This window comes from Acinetobacter sp. CFCC 11171, from assembly GCF_003268405.1.
GTDB classification, from domain to species: Bacteria; Pseudomonadota; Gammaproteobacteria; order Pseudomonadales; family Moraxellaceae; genus Acinetobacter; species Acinetobacter amyesii.
The window spans coordinates 57,073-70,062 of record NZ_LQXP01000002.1 but is presented as its reverse complement, the minus strand read 5'-3'; the positions used below and the strand labels follow the sequence as shown (position 1 = coordinate 70,062).

The following is a 12,990-nucleotide window of genomic DNA, read 5'->3' as shown; positions in this document are numbered from 1 at the left end:
CCTGAATTAATCAGGGCTTGGAGTTTAACCTTGGAAGTAACTTAAATCTAAGCGTCCTTCGTAAACTGTTGCGGTTGGTCCGGTCATCCAAACCACACCACCTTCTTGCCACTCAATTTGCAGCTTACCACCTGCCAACTCTATTTCGACCGAATTGGCTAATAAGCCACGACGCATACCTGATACTGCCGCTGCACAAGCACCTGTACCACAGGCCATCGTTTCACCGACACCACGTTCAAATACACGTAAGCGTGCATGTTTCTCATCCACAATTTGCATAAAACCAGCATTTACACGCTGTGGGAAACGCTCATGCGATTCGACTTGTGGACCAATTTTAGCAACGTCTGCGGTAATGACATCAGGAACGATCGTCACTGCATGCGGATTACCCATACTCACCACATCAATGGTGAGCTGTTCATTATTCGCCAATGCAATGTCGTATAAGTTTTCAGGCTCTTCCGCAATAAATGGAATTTCATGCGGCAAAAAGCGTGGATAACCCATATTAACGCGCACCCAACCATTCGCACCTAATTCAGGCTCTACGATACCTGACTTGGTTTGTACTTTGATTTTGGTTTTGCTGGTCAACTTACGTTCATGCACAAAGCGTGCAAAACAACGTACGCCATTACCACATTGTTCAACTTCCGAACCATCTGCATTAAAAATACGATATTTAAAATCGACATTAGGCAAATCAGGTGGCTCTACAATCAAAAGCTGATCAAAACCAATACCAAAATGACGGTCGGCCAAACGCTGAATCGTCACTGTATCTAAATAAGCCCGTTGGCTAATTAGATCGACCACCATAAAGTCATTGCCAAGGCCATGCATTTTGGTAAATTCTAATAACATCTCGAATTTCTCCTTAAGGCAATATACGTTCACGTTCCCATAATGATTCAATGGTTTCACGCTCCCGAATCAAATGAGACTGATCACCATCAACCATCACTTCAGCAGCACGTCCGCGGCTGTTGTAGTTTGAGCTCATGACAAAACCATAAGCACCCGCACCCAATACTGCAAGCACGTCATTTTCTTGAATCGCCAACTGACGTTGCTTTCCTAGGAAATCGCCGGTTTCGCAAATCGCACCAACAACATCCCAGTCTTTCTTTTCTGTATCTGTACGAGGTGTTACTTCCTGAATATCCATCCATGCTTCATATAAAGCAGGACGGATTAAGTCGTTCATAGCAGCATCAATAATGGCAAAATTACGATGATTGGTCGGTTTGAGTAAATCAACTTTAGTTAACAACACACCTGCATTTGCAGAAATACTACGACCCGGTTCCATATACACCTTAAGGCCTAATTTTTCTAAAGCCGGACGCATTGCCTGAGCATATTCTTCAACGGTAGGCGGAACTTCGTCTTTGTAAGTCACACCTAAACCACCACCAATATCAATGTGTTTTAGCTGAATACCCATCTCTTTCAGTTGATTGATCATCACAATGACACGATCAAGTGCATCAACAAAAGGCTGAGTTTCAGTCAACTGTGAACCGATATGACAATCAATCCCGATAATCTCAAGATTTGGCAACGACGCTGCATATGCATAGGTGTCAAAAACGCTGTCAGAAGGAATGCCGAATTTATTTTCTTTTAAACCCGTAGAGATATAAGGATGGGTTTTGGCATCCACATCTGGATTTACACGCAATGAAATCGGTGCTTTCTTACCCATTGCCGCAGCAACTTTTTGGATTCGATCCAACTCTGCATGTGATTCAACGTTAAAACATGCAATACCCACGTCCAATGCTTTTTGGATATCGGCTTCTGTTTTACCCAAACCTGAGAATACAATTTTAGAAGCTTCACCACCGGCTTTTAATACACGTGCGAGTTCACCACCCGTCACGATATCAAAACCAGCGCCCTGCTTGGCAAGTACGTTTAACACCGCAAGATTAGAGTTTGACTTTACCGCAAAACAAATTTGATGGTCGATAAAGCTAAATGCACGATCCATATCTGAATAATGCTTTTCAAAAGTAGCTTTTGAATAAACATAAAGCGGTGTGCCATATTGCTGTGCAAGCTGTTGTAAAGAACATTGCTCTGCATGCAATACCCCATTCGTACGGGTGAAACTCATGAAAGTATCCTTTCTATAAAAGCATTAAGGTGTAGGGTTAGAATTTGATAATTCCGATTCAGTTGCAACAGGAGCCGCTTGTTTTTCCTGCTTTTGCTGTGCCGGCGTATCTGGATAAATCAGATATTTTGCGCGCTTATCTGCATTTGCATCTGAAGGTAAATGCAATGCACCAGACTGACCACAAGCGGTCAGCAGCACAGCACTTGCTAATACAATAATTTTATAATTCATAAAACGATACATAAACGTACCTAATGAAAAGATTTTTCCGAGTATAACGTGATCAACCCGCGGATAAAAGAAAAGCCCTGTAATTCCAAGTGAGCTTTTTGCCATTCTGCACTAAATTTAAGCAAAATTTAATGGTGCTGTTTTCAAACCACATTTGTGTATTTTTCTATACCGATCAGGCTATTGATTTCACTGAAATAGCTTATCAATTTGAATGCTGTTTTATACTTCTATTAGCACTAATGAATACTGTGTATTAGTGTAAATTAAATCCATATTCAAATAAAAAAGCTGCCCCCTCAGGAGCAACTTTTTATGTTTTTACATCCGTTCAAAAATGTAAATTAATGGTGCTTTTTCTTATAAAAACCGAAATAACCAATAATCAAAATGATGAACCAAATTGGGCTCACCATGAGCGCTTTCATGGTATCTGCTTCTAATGACAAAACATAAATCATGCCGATGAAGAAGATAATCACAAGCCAGCAAGTATATAAGCCACCTGGTAATTTAAAGGTTGACTTCGCATGTAACTCAGGACGAGTTTTATAGTAAACAATATAGCTCCAGATAATCATGAGCCATACGCAGATAAATAAAATCGTAGAAAGTGTAGTTGCTAATGTAAAGGCTTCAACAGTGTTCGGTACGAAATACTGTAATGCCGCACCCAACAGTAAACAAACTGCCGAGAAATACAACGCATTTGCCGGAACTGCACGTGAGTTTAGACGGCCAAACGCTTTTGGGCCTTGCTCTTCACGAGATAAACCAAACAACATACGTGAAGTCGAGAACACACCACTATTCATCGATGACATAACTGATGACAACACAACCAAGTTCATAATAATCGCAGCAGCAGCAATACCAGCTTGGCTAAACAAGTTCACGAATGGTGAAATGCTTGGGTCAATGGCATTCCATGGCGTAACGGACATCACAATCACAAGTGCAAGCACATAGAAAATAATGATACGAATCGGAATCGAGTTCACAGCTTTAGGCAAGTTGTGTTCTGGATCTTTGGTTTCTGCTGCCGTAGTACCAACGAGTTCTACGCCGACAAAGGCAAAAATGGCGATCTGGAAACCTGCCAAGAAGCCAGTTACTCCTGTTGGGAATAGACCACCATGTGACCATAAATGTGTGAATGATGCGATTTCACCTGTCGATGAGGTAAAACCTGTAAAGATCATCCAAAGACCGACACCAATGAGCACTACGATTGCAATAATCTTAATCAGTGCAAACCAAAACTCTAATTCACCAAAAAGTTTAACCGTAACAAGGTTTAAACCCATGATAAAAACAATGGCGGCAACACTGATCATCACCCCTTCTTCGGGCGAGAACGGGTTACCTCCATTAAAGAATTGCAGGTAATAAATGATGGCCGATAAATCAGCAATCCCTATAGTGATCCAGCACAGCCAATAGGTCCAACCCACAAAATAACCTGCCCACGGGCCGATTAAGTCGGTTGCAAAATCGATAAAAGATTTATATTCAAGATTTGATAGTAATAACTCGCCTAATGCACGCATGACGAGGAAAACCATAAAACCAATAATCATATAGATAATAAGGATGGACGGACCAGCTAAACTGATGGTCTTTCCTGACCCCATAAATAAACCTGTACCAATCGCACCACCAATCGCAATCAATTGCAGGTGTCGGTTGGACAAGCTTCGTTTCAAATCGCCGCTATCAGCGTGCGATCCATGAATTTCATTTGACATTATTTAATTCAACTTCGCGTTCCAATTGCGACAAATTAACGTAAAAATTTCAGAAAATACAAAATTATTTTTCATCATCTATATTTTCGGATTAAGTGACAAAGTTAATTTATTTTTCTTATATATAAAAATCTTAGCGCCAGTTCACATTTTAAAGCGACCAATAAAACAACAATTTACTTGTAATAACTTAAATTTTATGCAAAAAATATTTTACCAACGATAAAAATTTATGCCAAAAATCATGGAAGTTTCTAACAATGGCATATCAATTGCTACAGATATCAAAAATGTAGCATTCACTCACTCAGGGCCGATAAGAAGAAGATACTATGCAAGAAATTCAAAATATCATGGAAACACTCAGTGGATGGGTCTGGGGTCCATACATGTTGGTCCTCATTGTTGGAACAGGTGTATTCCTCACCTTCCGACTACTTTTCTGGCAATTTCGCATGTTGCCTTTCGCATTCAAACAAGTCTTTGGCAAGCATCCTAAAGCAAATCAACATGATGGCGATATTTCTCATTTCGCCTCACTTATGACCGCACTTTCAGCCACCATTGGTACAGGTAATATTGCCGGTGTAGCCACCGCTTGTGTGCTCGGTGGTCCGGGCGCAGTGTTTTGGATGTGGATAACCGCGCTCTTTGGTATGGCAACCAAATATGGTGAAGGTGTACTCGCTGTAAAGTTTCGTCATAAAAATGAAAATGGCGAAATGAACGGTGGTCCGATGTATTACATCGAACGTGGACTTGGGCCTAAGTGGAAATGGTTGGCAGTGTTATTTGCCCTATTTGGTACTTTGGCATCCTTTGGTATTGGTAGCTCAGTACAGTCCAATACTGTCGCGCTTGCTGTGCAAAACAGCTTAGGGATCAGCACACTCACCACTGCAATCGTTATCACCATATTCTCTGCACTCGTTATTTTAGGCGGCATCAAATCCATTTCTAAAGCCTCTTCATTTATTGTTCCAATTATGGCGGTAGGTTATGTATTGGGTGGCTTAATCATTATTTTCACCAACCTTGAATTGGTGATCCCTGCACTAAAAATGATCTTTAGCTATGCATTTACGGGCGAAGCTGCTGCGGGTGGTGCGATTGGTGCTGCGATTCGTTATGGTGTGGCACGTGGTGTATTCTCTAATGAAGCAGGTATGGGCTCAGCACCCATTGCCGCTGCGGCTGCAAAAACTGACCACCCAGCACGTCAAGGTCTTGTCTCTATGACAGGTACGTTCTTAGACACCATCATTGTTTGCTCAATTACAGGTATCGTACTGGTGATGGGCTTCATCATGGCAGGACAAAACTTTGGTGATCAAACGGGTGCCGTATTAACGATCAGTGTTTTTGACAAACTACTTCCGGGCTTCGGTGGTTGGGTCGTGACTTTCGGTATTATTTTCTTCGCTTATTCAACCATTCTGGGTTGGAGCTATTATGGTGAAAAATGCTGTACTTACCTGTTAGGTGAAAAGTCAGTACTGATTTATCGAATTATTTACATCGCATCAGTCTTTGTCGGCTGTGTCGTAACACTCGATCTCGTTTGGTTATTTGCCGATACCTTTAACGGTTTGATGGCTGCACCAAACTGTATTGCACTGTTATTGCTCTCAGGCATCATTGTGAAAGAATCGAAAGATTTTATTGAACGTCGTAAATCAGGTGAGTTGTACTAATCCCCTGCTAAACAAAAAGCCACGTGAATTCACGTGGCTTTTTTATTCGGACTGAAAATTGATATTTACTTATTGAATCGTGCCAATTTGACCATCATCAAATTTGTCGTTTTTCGTCTTGCTTTCATTGGCCACTTCATCTTTTGGATCTGATTCAGTATCTTCAATAAAGCCTTCACCAAATTGGTCACCAAACTCATTTTCAGCATATTCAGAATCTACAGCACTGGCTTCCATCAGATCAGCTTCGATTTCTAGGGCAATTTCCAAAGATAAAGAAAAGAACAATACCCCCTGAATTTTCATGTTCCCTTGTTCATCTTCAAGGTATTCACTGAGGGTTTTATATGCAGGGCTGCTTTCATCAAAAGGCACGTCAAGGTATAAATCACCTGTATAGCTATCGATCAAAGACTCACCTTCTAGCCCCATACAAGGGAAATAGTCGATATTTTGCAGGTCAAACCAGTGCATAACATCATTACGCACCGTATTTTTTTCAGGATGTTGATGATCATATTCTTCAAAATGCACAAATAACACATCACGATTTTTTTCACGTGCGATGGCATCGATATGTCGTAATAGTTCAGTCATGTGGTGACCCATTTCAAAAAATATAATGCGCTATTATAAAGTGCTTACTATGTAAAAGTGCAGCTATTGAAAATAAAACGACATCAATTGACCTTCATCAGTCATTTCATGCGATAAAAACTTGGTTTTTCGATGTATTCACCGCTATGCTGTGACTCAATTTGAGTTTGTGCACAGTAAATATTATGGCGAAAGCAAAAAGTGTCTATCGATGTGAACAATGTGGTGCTGATCATCCCAAATGGGCCGGTCAATGTACCGAATGTGGTGAATGGAATTCATTAGTCGAAGTAAGTATTGCTCCCGCCGTTACACACCGTGCACAGCCGAAAATGGGCGGTGGCTATGCAGGTCAAGCTGCTGCTGTGACCACCTTAAATCAAGTTTCAGTTTCGCATGAAACTCGAATGGCAACAGGTATTGGTGAATTTGACCGTGTGCTGGGTGGTGGACTGGTCACAGGTTCAGTTGTGCTGATTGGTGGTGACCCCGGCATTGGTAAATCCACTATTTTGCTACAAACCGCAACCTATATGGCGGCGAGTAAAAGTTCTGCCTTATATGTCACTGGTGAGGAATCTTTGTCTCAAGTGGCTCTACGTGCCCAGCGCCTAGATTTGCCGACCGATCAACTCAAAGTCATGGCCGAAACCTGTGTCGAGCGTATTTGTGAAGTTTTGGCACATGAACGCCCTGCCGTTGCCATTTTAGATTCGATCCAAACCCTATACACCGAGACACTCCAGTCTGCGCCGGGCGGTGTTTCCCAAATTCGTGAATCGGCTGCACTCCTGACCCGCTTTGCCAAAAATAGTGGTACTGCACTGTTTATTGTCGGTCACGTAACGAAAGAAGGTTCTTTGGCAGGCCCTCGCGTGCTTGAGCACATGGTCGATTGTGTTTTGTATTTTGAAGGTCAGTCTGACTCGCGCTTCCGTATGATTCGTGCGGTGAAAAACCGTTTTGGTGCGGTCAACGAGCTTGGTGTATTTGGCATGACCGATAAAGGTCTGCGCGAGGTATCAAACCCATCCGCTATTTTCCTGAGTCGTTATGATGAAGCCATTCCGGGTTCCATTGTCATGATTAACCGTGAAGGTACACGTCCACTTTTAGTTGAAGTTCAGGCTTTGGTAGATGATGCGCACGGACAACCTCGACGCGTGGCCTTAGGTTTAGAACAAAACCGTTTAAACATGCTTTTAGCCGTTATGCACCGTCATGGTGGCGTACAAACTGCAGGACAAGATGTCTATGTCAATGTCGTGGGTGGTTTAAAAATCACAGAAACCGGTTCTGACCTTGCGGTACTTTTAGCCTGCGCCTCTAGCTTAAGAGCTAAAGCCCTGCCACAGCATTTGGCAGTATTTGGTGAAGTCGGCCTTTCAGGCGAAATCCGCCCTGTACCCAATGGACAAGAACGACTCAAAGAAGCCATTAAGCATGGTTTTAAAACCATTATTTTACCGCGTGGGAATGCACCGCAAAAACCGATTTCAGGTGTAGAAATTATTTCTGTCGCACGTTTACATGAGGCGTTGAGTCAGGCAATTACACTTACCGATGAGTCTTAGTCACGTTGAATGGTTTATTTTGAATGAATTTTCAATTTTTTACCGATGTTCTATTGAAATTCAGTACAAATGGCGGCATAACTAGATGGCTATTTTAAATTTATATAGATATAGGAAAATTTGATGGAAGTTCGACAGCGTGGTTTGATGACTGCTCTTTTAACAGCAGCCCTTTTGGTAGCGCCGATTGCAGAAGCGAAACGTGCCGGTGGTGGTAAAAGCCATGGTATGAGCCGTCAAGCTGCTCCAACTCAGTCTTATCAGCAACCTCGTCAATCTGCTCCTGTTCAACAGCCTGCAACTGCTGGCGCTCCAGCAAAATCTGGCTCGAATGTGGGCGGAATGGTTGCTGCTGGTGTGGCTGGTGCTGCTATTGGTGCAGTCGCTGCAAATGCGATGGCCGATGACAATAACGGTCAAGCAGCTTCTGAAGCGCAAGCACAACAACAGGAAGAGAAAGGTGGTATTCCAGGCTGGATCTGGATTTTACTTGCCGCTGCTGTTGCCTTCTTCATTTTCCGTAAGATGGGCGCAAAAAAAAAACTAGCCGCTAACAATCCGTATGCGCCAAACAGCGGTGCAAACAATGCACCGTTTGGCCAGCAAAATGCCGCACCTCGTGCAGGTAATGACAATACGAATATTTTTGGTAATTCTGTAGGCGGTAATTCAGCAGCTTCAAATGCTCCATTTGGTGCAGCTGCTGCAACGAACGCGCCTTTTGGTGCTGCCTATACCAACAGCGGCAATCAATTGCCGGATGGTACAGAGCCAGCAACATTCTTACGTGTTGCACGTCAGCGTTTTAACCACATTCAATCGATGAATACTGCAAGCAACATTTCTGAAATTCAGCGTTACTTAACGCCTGACCTTTACCAGTCTATGTATAACGACATTATGGCGAATAAAGATGAAGACGTTGCTGAGTTTTCTAACTTAAATGCTATGGTGGTCGATTCTGCTAACGAAAATGGTCAATACGTTGTAAGTGTGCGTTTTACAGGTACGGTAAGTGAAGACTTAAATAGCCTGCCACAGCCATTTGCTGAAGTATGGCATTTTGTTAAACCTGCGGGTTCTGATCAAGACTGGTTAGTTGCAGGCATTCAACAAGAGCAATAATGTAGACAATTAAGCATTCTTGCATTCTAAAATAGCGACTTCGGTCGCTATTTTTTCGCCTTTAATTCCCCTCTTTTTAAATCAATTTCCACTCAGCATGCTGAAAAATCAATAATTTTGTGAATACATTATTCTAATTATTAATAATAATTGTTATCATTTAGATTAACTTTAATACAATTTCCAAGCGCTTAAGTATTTTATGAATAGCTCACCACCTGAGGCACTTGTGACACCCCTCACATCTGCGCTGCCTAAAACGCGTAAAGACACTCCTTCTCTATTTACCTATCGCTTGATGATTTTCTATCGCTTTGCCCTCGCTTTAGTGGGCGGATATGTTGTCGCGATGCTATCGGCCATCGTGATCGCAGATGTATTTAGCGAAGACCGTGGAAGTGCAGCCATGAGTGCAACTTTAATTGCATTTATCCTGTGGAGCTGTGCATTTATTTGGGTCTTTATGGTGAATAAAACCCTCAAAGCAACTTTAGGCATTGTGATCCCTGCGTTGTGTTTGTATGCCATTTACATGATGATGGGAAGCTAAAATGCGTGTTGATGCAAAAGTAGAGGGACCGCGCCAGTCCATGTCTTGGCTGCATACATGGGCTAGCCTAATTTTAGGTTGGTTGCTGTATGCAATTTTCCTGACCGGGACCCTAAGCTTCTTTAAAAATGAAATCAATGTTTGGATGACACCTGAGCTGCATCAATCTGTTCCAGCCAGTTCACAAGTCCAACAAACTCAAGTCGCACTGAATTATTTACAGCAAAATCATCCAAATGCAGGTGCTTGGAATATTTTGCTGCCGAATACGCGTCAAAATGCTACCTTAATTACCGTGCGTGAACAAGGTGAAGACCCTCGCGCACGCCGTGGCGGTAAACAAATCTACATTGATAGTGCTACAGGTGAAGTGCTTGAGCCGCGCGATACGCGTGGTGGTAATTTTCTCTATCGTTTCCATTTCGAACTATATGGTATGCCACGTATGTGGACGCGATGGTTTGTCGGGATAGCGACACTGTTTATGTTAGTTGCCATCATTAGTGGTGTAATTACTCATAAAAAAATCTTTAAAGATTTCTTTACCTTCCGTTCAGGCAAAGGACAACGTTCTTGGCTCGATGCACATAATGCAACCGCAGTATTTGCGCTTCCCTTCCACATCATGATTACCTTTAGTGGCCTGTTGCTGCTGTTATTTACGATCATGCCTTGGGGGATTGAGCGTATTTATGAAAACCGGGGACAATTTTTACAAGAACAAAATCGTGCTTTGGTTCAAGAAAATAAACCTGAAGGACGTGAATCTGCTCAAGGACGCGAAGAACGTGGCGAACGCCCACAGCAAGCCCGCGCCAATTCTGCGCAAAACCCAGGTGAAAATCGTGCTGAGGGCCGTGGTGAAGGTCGAGGAGATCGTCGCTCTAAACGTGAAGAGCAACCTGTTGTTGCTGCGCCGCTGACCAACTTAGCACCAATCGTGACTGCGGTTCAGGCTGAATGGAAAACTAATCCTATTAGTACCGTTAGCATCATTGCACCGAATACAGACCAAGCTAAAATTGAGCTACGCGCCTTACATGGTGAAAGTGTTGCATATCGAAATGTCTATGCAAGTAAACAATTTGATGGCGTAACAGGCAAAGACTTAACTGACGAAAGTGCCAAGTTAAAGCACCCTTCTGTACCGATGGGTATTTACAATGTAGTGACCACGCTACATGAAGCACGTGGGGTAGACTTAGCTCTACGTTGGCTGCTGTTTATTTCAGGGATTGTAGGCACCTTGATGGTCGCTACAGGTCTCATTCTGTGGTGTGTAAAACGTGCGCCGCAACAGCAGAAGCAAGGTTTTAAATCATTTGGTTATCGTACGGTTGAAGTGACCAATATTGCAGCGATTATTGGTTTACCGATTGCCTGTGCAGCATTTTTCTATGCCAACCGTTTTATTCCAGCACAGCTTGAAAACCGTTCAGAATTAGAAATTCGTAGTTTCTTTATTGTTTGGCTACTGACGCTCGTTTATGCGATTTTCCGTACGCACCGCCAAGCGTGGCTAGAACTTTTAGCTTTTGCCACAGCAATTTTTGCCTTACTGCCGATTGTAAACTTCATGACTGGTGGTCAAGCGCTTTGGAATACCATGGCAAATGGCCAATGGATGATTGCATCCTTTGATCTTGCAATGTGGCTTTTGGCTATCTTGTTTGCCTATTCATTTTACAAAGTGAAAAAGCATAAAGGGCTGCCTGTTAAAAAAGCACGTGGCACAAAGGAGGTAGAAGCATGATGTTCTTTCTCCTGATTTGGGCACTGAGTAGCTTAGGTTTTTTTGCCTTGGCAAGCAGCATGTCTAAGCATCAAAAGCAGTTTTACAGCAAAGAGTTAAGTGTGGGCCAAACACGCTTAGCCACGTTAGTCGGCTGGGCGCTATTGATTATTGCCTTGATAATTTGCCTCTCTCTTGGAACGCCGAGCAATAACATCAGTTATTGGTTTGGCGCGCTGACTATTGCGGCTTTATTTGTCGGGCTATGTATTAGTTATATCGCTGAATATTTTTGGAAAATTATTGGTGCATTAGTTGTCATATTTGTATTGTCAGCTGTGTTATTGAAATTTTAATTCTTTAGACAACGATCTCTAAACATTGAAAGCCAATCTTCGGATTGGCTTTTTTCATGCCAACCGATTAGGCTATGCCTATTCTGCTTTTTTGGATTACACATGTCTGAACTTTCAATCTCTCCTGCTTTATATAACCGCGCTATGGCAGGCAATAAAGATGCTCAGTTTGAACTGGCTGAAATTTATATGCAAAGTGAAAATGATGAGCATGTTGAACTTGCTGAAGAATGGGCACTCAAAGCAGCTCAGTTAGGTCATGTAGAAGCGATGTATTGGCTGGGTGAAGGATATGCAGTCTATGCCAAAGATATGCTCGAAGAAGATCCTGAAGAATCTAAAACCTATTTTGAACATGCGCACCGCTGGTTAGAACAAGCATCAAAACATGACCATCCTGCTGCAATTTTAGAACTCGCCAATTTTTACCGTCGCGGCGATGTGGTGGAAAAAGATGTCGCTAAATCCATTGAACTGGTTGAACAATCTGCAAAATTAGGTGAAGTTCAGGCCATGCGTGACTTAGCCTTTATTTATGCCAATGGCTTAGGCATCGACGCTGATGAAGAAAAAGCAGATTTTTGGAATGAAAAAGCCGATGTGGCTGAGCAGTAATCCAATTTTTTTCTAAAAAATAAAGCCCATCTCATGATGGGCTTTTTGCTTTTAACAAAATGGCTCAGCTCGCCACATAGTCATTTACATCTACAGTAATCACTTGTCGGCAAATGCCCTCTGCCCCACGCTGCTGTTCAAATACATCTGCTGGCATGGCATCAAAGCTGTCAAAGAAACTAATTTCAGTTTCGTCAATGTCATACACCAAAGAATGGTTCCCCACGCCCTCTAGAGTATCGTAATACACAATCACAAACTGATTTTGTTCAAAAGCCTGCTGAATTTGTGCATAGCCAATTGCAGGCAATATAGGCAGTTCCAATTGGTCTGCTTCTGCATAACTGCGTTTTTCACTGTCCTGCAGCTCAGGATCATGCTCTGTGTAAAACTTTACTTGAAAACCAAACTTTTTCAGTCCTACAGCTAAACCAATGGTTGTTGTGCCATGGTCAGCGTCATAAGCGCAAACTTCGATGAGTTGCTGAATATCTGCATCTATACCTAAGTGCTGCAGCAACATCCACACCGCATAAATGCCACCATTGGCTTCTAAATTTGCCAATTCATCAGGTATTTCCATCGACATATATCAAAACTCAAAATTGCTTATGGACGATGATAAACAAATCAAAGT

Annotated in this window: 12 protein-coding genes and 1 pseudogene; 7 read left to right on the top strand and 6 right to left on the bottom strand. The window is 42.4% G+C overall.

Features of this window, described 5'->3' with window-relative positions:
* Nucleotides 1–24: 24 nt before the first annotated feature.
* From dapF to AVJ20_RS01745, 4 genes are all read right to left on the bottom strand, one after another.
* Nucleotides 25–870, bottom strand: a complete 846-nt coding sequence (gene dapF, locus AVJ20_RS01760) for a diaminopimelate epimerase (protein ID WP_111883917.1) — start codon at nucleotides 868–870, stop codon at nucleotides 25–27.
* 13 nt (nucleotides 871–883) lie between these two features.
* On the bottom strand, nucleotides 884–2,128 hold the full coding sequence (gene lysA / locus AVJ20_RS01755; RefSeq protein WP_111883916.1) for a diaminopimelate decarboxylase: 1,245 nt from the start codon (nucleotides 2,126–2,128) through the stop codon (nucleotides 884–886).
* Nucleotides 2,129–2,152: 24 nt separating this feature from the next.
* A complete protein-coding gene (lptM, locus tag AVJ20_RS01750; protein WP_416240530.1) occupies nucleotides 2,153–2,362 on the bottom strand; it encodes an LPS translocon maturation chaperone LptM in 210 nt (69 codons plus the stop codon).
* A gap of 344 nt (nucleotides 2,363–2,706) precedes the next feature.
* Complete coding sequence (locus tag AVJ20_RS01745) at nucleotides 2,707–4,110, bottom strand: amino acid permease (protein WP_078192075.1); 1,404 nt, start codon at nucleotides 4,108–4,110, stop codon at nucleotides 2,707–2,709.
* A gap of 332 nt (nucleotides 4,111–4,442) precedes the next feature.
* On the opposite strand from AVJ20_RS01745, the gene AVJ20_RS01740 reads away from it, so the two are divergent.
* The gene (locus AVJ20_RS01740) at nucleotides 4,443–5,804 is read left to right on the top strand and encodes an alanine/glycine:cation symporter family protein (protein ID WP_111883914.1); all 1,362 of its coding nucleotides are present in this window, start codon (nucleotides 4,443–4,445) and stop codon (nucleotides 5,802–5,804) included.
* A 240-nt stretch (nucleotides 5,805–6,044) separates the two neighbouring features.
* Here the strand turns inward: AVJ20_RS01740 and AVJ20_RS01735 are convergent.
* Nucleotides 6,045–6,401 (bottom strand): annotated as a pseudogene (locus AVJ20_RS01735) (hypothetical protein); the annotation flags it as partial.
* 185 nt (nucleotides 6,402–6,586) lie between these two features.
* Between AVJ20_RS01735 and radA the strand changes: the two are divergent.
* From radA to AVJ20_RS01705, 6 genes are all read left to right on the top strand, one after another.
* The gene (gene radA, locus AVJ20_RS01730) at nucleotides 6,587–7,975 is read left to right on the top strand and encodes a DNA repair protein RadA (RefSeq protein ID WP_111883913.1); all 1,389 of its coding nucleotides are present in this window, start codon (nucleotides 6,587–6,589) and stop codon (nucleotides 7,973–7,975) included.
* A 123-nt stretch (nucleotides 7,976–8,098) separates the two neighbouring features.
* Nucleotides 8,099–9,100 (top strand): Tim44 domain-containing protein, encoded by a 1,002-nt coding sequence (locus AVJ20_RS01725; protein ID WP_078192078.1) that lies wholly within the window; start codon nucleotides 8,099–8,101, stop codon nucleotides 9,098–9,100.
* A gap of 202 nt (nucleotides 9,101–9,302) precedes the next feature.
* On the top strand, nucleotides 9,303–9,650 hold the full coding sequence (locus tag AVJ20_RS01720) for a hypothetical protein (protein WP_111883912.1): 348 nt from the start codon (nucleotides 9,303–9,305) through the stop codon (nucleotides 9,648–9,650).
* A gap of 1 nt (nucleotide 9,651) precedes the next feature.
* Nucleotides 9,652–11,403, top strand: a complete 1,752-nt coding sequence (locus AVJ20_RS01715; RefSeq protein WP_111883911.1) for a PepSY-associated TM helix domain-containing protein — start codon at nucleotides 9,652–9,654, stop codon at nucleotides 11,401–11,403.
* On the top strand, nucleotides 11,400–11,738 hold the full coding sequence (locus AVJ20_RS01710; protein ID WP_111883910.1) for a DUF3325 domain-containing protein: 339 nt from the start codon (nucleotides 11,400–11,402) through the stop codon (nucleotides 11,736–11,738). Before AVJ20_RS01715 ends, AVJ20_RS01710 begins: the two co-directional genes overlap by 4 nt.
* A 102-nt stretch (nucleotides 11,739–11,840) precedes the next feature.
* Complete coding sequence (locus tag AVJ20_RS01705) at nucleotides 11,841–12,353, top strand: tetratricopeptide repeat protein (RefSeq protein ID WP_078192082.1); 513 nt, start codon at nucleotides 11,841–11,843, stop codon at nucleotides 12,351–12,353.
* 64 nt (nucleotides 12,354–12,417) lie between these two features.
* Here AVJ20_RS01705 and AVJ20_RS01700 read toward each other — a convergent pair whose 3' ends face one another.
* Nucleotides 12,418–12,942 carry a cysteine peptidase family C39 domain-containing protein gene (locus tag AVJ20_RS01700; protein ID WP_078192083.1) on the bottom strand — a complete coding sequence of 175 codons (525 nt, stop codon included), beginning with the start codon at nucleotides 12,940–12,942 and terminating at the stop codon, nucleotides 12,418–12,420.
* Nucleotides 12,943–12,990: the final 48 nt, after the last annotated feature.

What these genes read in the sequence shown, in the direction of transcription:
- AVJ20_RS01740 (WP_111883914.1), top strand. Translation starts at nt 4,443, where the DNA reads ATGCAAGAAATTCAAAATATCATGGAAACACTCAGTGGATGGGTCTGG.
- AVJ20_RS01720 (WP_111883912.1), top strand. Translation starts at nt 9,303, where the DNA reads ATGAATAGCTCACCACCTGAGGCACTTGTGACACCCCTCACATCTGCG.
- radA (WP_111883913.1), top strand. Translation starts at nt 6,587, where the DNA reads ATGGCGAAAGCAAAAAGTGTCTATCGATGTGAACAATGTGGTGCTGAT.
- AVJ20_RS01710 (WP_111883910.1), top strand. Translation starts at nt 11,400, where the DNA reads ATGATGTTCTTTCTCCTGATTTGGGCACTGAGTAGCTTAGGTTTTTTT.
- lptM (WP_416240530.1), bottom strand. Translation starts at nt 2,362, where the DNA reads ATGAATTATAAAATTATTGTATTAGCAAGTGCTGTGCTGCTGACCGCT.
- AVJ20_RS01700 (WP_078192083.1), bottom strand. Translation starts at nt 12,942, where the DNA reads ATGTCGATGGAAATACCTGATGAATTGGCAAATTTAGAAGCCAATGGT.
- AVJ20_RS01745 (WP_078192075.1), bottom strand. Translation starts at nt 4,110, where the DNA reads ATGTCAAATGAAATTCATGGATCGCACGCTGATAGCGGCGATTTGAAA.
- lysA (WP_111883916.1), bottom strand. Translation starts at nt 2,128, where the DNA reads ATGAGTTTCACCCGTACGAATGGGGTATTGCATGCAGAGCAATGTTCT.
- AVJ20_RS01725 (WP_078192078.1), top strand. Translation starts at nt 8,099, where the DNA reads ATGGAAGTTCGACAGCGTGGTTTGATGACTGCTCTTTTAACAGCAGCC.
- AVJ20_RS01715 (WP_111883911.1), top strand. Translation starts at nt 9,652, where the DNA reads ATGCGTGTTGATGCAAAAGTAGAGGGACCGCGCCAGTCCATGTCTTGG.
- dapF (WP_111883917.1), bottom strand. Translation starts at nt 870, where the DNA reads ATGTTATTAGAATTTACCAAAATGCATGGCCTTGGCAATGACTTTATG.
- AVJ20_RS01705 (WP_078192082.1), top strand. Translation starts at nt 11,841, where the DNA reads ATGTCTGAACTTTCAATCTCTCCTGCTTTATATAACCGCGCTATGGCA.